Source organism: Nocardioides sp. (assembly GCF_024509035.1).
Classification (GTDB): domain Bacteria; phylum Actinomycetota; class Actinomycetes; order Propionibacteriales; family Nocardioidaceae; genus Nocardioides.
Window position 1 is genome coordinate 1 of the sequence record NZ_JANINT010000208.1, and the last position, 3,692, is coordinate 3,692.

At 71.5% G+C, this 3,692-nt stretch carries 3 protein-coding genes; 1 reads left to right on the plus strand and 2 read right to left on the minus strand.

Annotation, left to right across the window (positions count from 1 at the left end; genetic code table 11):
- Positions 1–370: 370 nt before the first annotated feature.
- Together Q0L15_RS15290 and tyrS are read right to left on the minus strand one after the other, a co-directional pair.
- Complete coding sequence (locus Q0L15_RS15290) at positions 371–1,429, minus strand: alpha-hydroxy acid oxidase (RefSeq protein ID WP_296605315.1); 1,059 nt, start codon at positions 1,427–1,429, stop codon at positions 371–373.
- A gap of 2 nt (positions 1,430–1,431) precedes the next feature.
- The gene (tyrS, locus tag Q0L15_RS15295; protein WP_296605316.1) at positions 1,432–2,703 is read right to left on the minus strand and encodes a tyrosine--tRNA ligase; all 1,272 of its coding nucleotides are present in this window, start codon (positions 2,701–2,703) and stop codon (positions 1,432–1,434) included.
- A gap of 167 nt (positions 2,704–2,870) precedes the next feature.
- On the opposite strand from tyrS, the gene Q0L15_RS15300 reads away from it, so the two are divergent.
- Positions 2,871–3,692: serine/threonine-protein kinase (locus tag Q0L15_RS15300; protein WP_296605317.1), on the plus strand; the 822-nt coding region annotated here is incomplete at its 3' end.

Consider the following 3,692-nt stretch of genomic DNA (forward strand, 5'->3'; position numbering starts at 1 on the left):
ACAAACTAATTCGTCGACTATGACACACTGTTGAGTTCTCAAGAATCAGACGCACACCGTGCTCCGGCTTTTTCGGCCTTCGCCTGCGGCGACTCGTAAAACTTAGCGGTTCGAATTCCGCGGCGCAAATCCGCGTTTTTCTCGCCTCACCGTCGCACACCGATAGACCTCGGCGATGTCCGTTGGCCGCTGATGCGCGCACATGGACACCCGTGAGGGTGGTGTGAGAGAGGTGGCCACCGGGGCCGGAGGCCCGACCTCGCGGTCTTGCCTCCCGCCGCTCCCTGGCGACTCGGAGAACATTAGGGGACCTGTCCGGGGAGTTCAAATCGAGGCGGCGTGACCCCAGCCACAATCGCGTTTGCGCAGGTCAGAGCGGGGTCGCCCGCGTCGTGCCGGCGAGCCCACGTGCCTCAGCCACCGTGCGCGCACCGGCCAGGCGCAGCGCCTCGACCACCTGGTCGCCCAGCTCGGCATGCAGTTGAGCCACTCCCCTGCTCCCCTCGAGCAGCGCGAAGAGCGGCGATCGGCCCAGGAACGCGGCGTGGGCACCCAGCGCCAGGGCGGTCAGCACGTCCAGCCCGTTGCGGATGCCGCCATCGACGTACACCTCGGCCTGCTCGCCGACGGCGGCGACCACGTCCCCCAGGCAGCCGGCGGTCTGTGCCGTCCGGTCGAGCTGGCGACCTCCGTGGTTCGAGACCCAGACCCCTCCAGCGCCGGCCTGGACGCACCGCACGGCGTCCTCGGCCCGGAGCACCCCCTTGACCACGACGGGGAGCCCCGTGTGCGCCGCGACCCAGCCGATGTCGTGCGGACCGAGGTCGAGGGCCTTCTCCGCCCCGGGCATCTCGTCGTAGCCCGCGTCGAAGTTCACCCGCAGGATGCTCGGGTCGACGCTCTCCCACACGGCCGCCGTGCCGGGGGTGGCGTACTTCGTCCCGACCACGGGAGTGTCGACCGTGAGCACCACCGCCCCCGCGCCGGCGGCGACCGCGCGCTCGAGCATCGGCTCGGCGAGGGTGCGGTCGGCCGGCAGGTAGGCCTGCAGCCACCACTCGACGCCGGTGGCGCCGATCTCCGCGAACGAGGTGCCCGCATTACTGGAGACGACCATCAGGGACCCCGCGTCGGCGCAGGCTCGCGCCATCGCCAGCTCGCCGTCGGGATGGATGGCGCGTTGGAGCGTGCTGGGCGCCACGCCCCAGGGGACCCGGTAGGTGCGACCCAAGAGCTCGACCGAGGTGTCCACGTGAGTGACGTCGTGGAGGACGCGTGGGCGCAGCCGGACCGACCTCCACGCCGCGGTCGCCTCGGCCGCGGTGACCCCGTCGCGGGCGCCTTGGACGACGTACTCGAAGACCGGTGCGGGCAGCACGTCGCGCGCCCGCTCCTCGAGCTCGTCCAACCAGCGCGCGCCGGGTCCCACGGTCAGTGGACCTCGACCCCGGCGAAGTTCTTCTTGCCGCGGCGCAGGACGATCCACGTCCCGTCGAGGAGCTGGTCGGCCGCGGGTACGGCGTCGGGGTCCTCCACGCGCACGTTGTTGAGGTACGCACCGCCTTCGGTGATCGTGCGCCTGGCCTCGCCCTTGCTCTTCGCGAGCCCCGTCGCGACCAGCAGGTCGACCACGGGCGGGATCTCCTCGTCGCCGTCGATGCGCGTGCTGCCCGCCTCGCGCAGGGCGGCGCCGAGGGTGGCGGCGCTGAGCGCGGCGAGGTCGCCGCCGCCGAAGAGCGCAGCCGACGCTGCCTTGATGCGCTCGGTCTCCTCGGCCCCGTGCACGAGCGTCGTGACGTGCTCGGCCAAGGCACGCTGGGCGGCGCGCAGGAACGGCTTCTCGGCGTGCTGGGCCTCGAGCTCCTCGATCTCGGCGCGCGGCAGGAAGGTGAAGATGCGCAGCAGCTCCCCGACCTTCTCGTCCTCGACGTTGAGCCAGAACTGGTAGAAGGCGTACGGCGACATCATCTCCGGATCGAGCCAGAGGGCACCGCCCTCGGTCTTCCCGTACTTCGTGCCGTCGGCCTTCGTGACGAGCGGCGTCGCGAACGCGTGGGCCTTGCCCCCGTCGGAGCGCCGGATCAGCTCCACGCCGCCGGTGAGGTTGCCCCACTGGTCGGAGCCGCCGAACTGCAGCGTCACCCCGTGGTCGCGGAAGAGGTTCAAGAAGTCCATGGACTGCAGCAGGACGTAGCTGAACTCGGTGTAGCTGATCCCGGCCTCGAGCCGGCTGCGGACCACCTCGCGCGACAGCATCCGGTTGACGGGGAAGTGCTTGCCGACGTCGCGCAGGAAGTCGATCGTCGACAGGCTCGCGGTCCAGTCGTAGTTGTTGACCATGGTGGCGGCGTTCTCGCCCTCGAAGGACAGGAACGGCTCGATCTGGCGGCGCACCCGCTCGACCCACTCCTTGACGGTGTCGAGGGAGTTCAGGCTGCGCTCGCCCGACTCCTTGGGGTCGCCGATCATGCCGGTGGCACCCCCGACGAGCGCGTACGGCGTGTGCCCGGCGTCCTGCAGTCGCTTGGCCGTCAGGATCTGCACGAGGTTGCCCATGTGGAGGCTCGGAGCGGTCGGGTCGAAGCCGACATAGAACCGGACGCTTCCTCCGGCCAGTGCCTCGCGCAGAGCGTCGAGGTCCGTCGAGTGGGCGATGAGTCCGCGCCACTCGAGGTCGTCGAGGAGAGTCGGGTCGATGGGCACGGCGGACCTTTCGAAGTGAGCTGTCCCTGGATGGGTACGGGCGGGTCAAGCCTGCCCCATCTCCCCCGCCGGCGCCCACCCGGTTGCCCACCGTCCGGCTCGCGGTGACCGAACAGGCGTCCTGGGAGGGCTGGTTAGGCTGGCGCGGATCCGGGAGAGGACGGCACGTGATCGGTGGTAGGTACACCCTCGAGCGCGAGGTGGGGCGCGGCGGCATGGGCGCCGTCTGGCTCGGCCTCGACGAGGTGCTCGGGCGACAGGTGGCCCTCAAGCGGGTCGGCATCGCCCCGGGCGTCGCCACGCCCGACCTGGCCCGGGCGGAGCGGGAGGCGCGCCTCGCCGCGCGGCTCAACCACCCCCACGTCGTCGCGGTCTACGACCTCGTGACCGAGGGCCCCGACGACACCGAGCAGTGGTTGGTGATGGAGTACGTCGCGGGCTCGACGCTCGCCGAGCTGGTCCGTCAGCGCGGCCCGCTCGCGCCGGACGAGGCCGCCGAGGTCCTCGGCCAGGCTGCCGACGCGCTCGCCGCGGCGCACGCGGCCGGCATCGTGCACCGGGACGTGAAGCCGTCGAACATCCTGGTCGCGCCGGACGGGCAGGTGAAGCTCTCGGACTTCGGGATCGCTCGTGCCGAGGCGGACGCCTCCTTGACCCAGACCGGCCTGGTGACCGGATCGCCGGCCTACCTCTCCCCCGAGGTCGCCTCCGGGCAGCTCGCGACGGACGCCAGCGACGTCTGGTCGTTGGGCGCCACGCTCTTCCACGCGCTGGCCGGCCACCCGCCGTACGAGGTCGGGGACAACGTCCTGGGCGCCCTCTACCGCATCGTCCACGAGGACCCGCCCCGGCTCCCGAACTCCGGCTGGCTCGCACCGTTGCTCGAGGCCACGATGTGCCGCGAGCCCGCCGAGCGCTGGTCGATGGCGCGGGTGCGCGACGTGCTGGCCGCGGGGCCCGCGGCGTCGGCGCTCGCCAGCGTCCCGTCG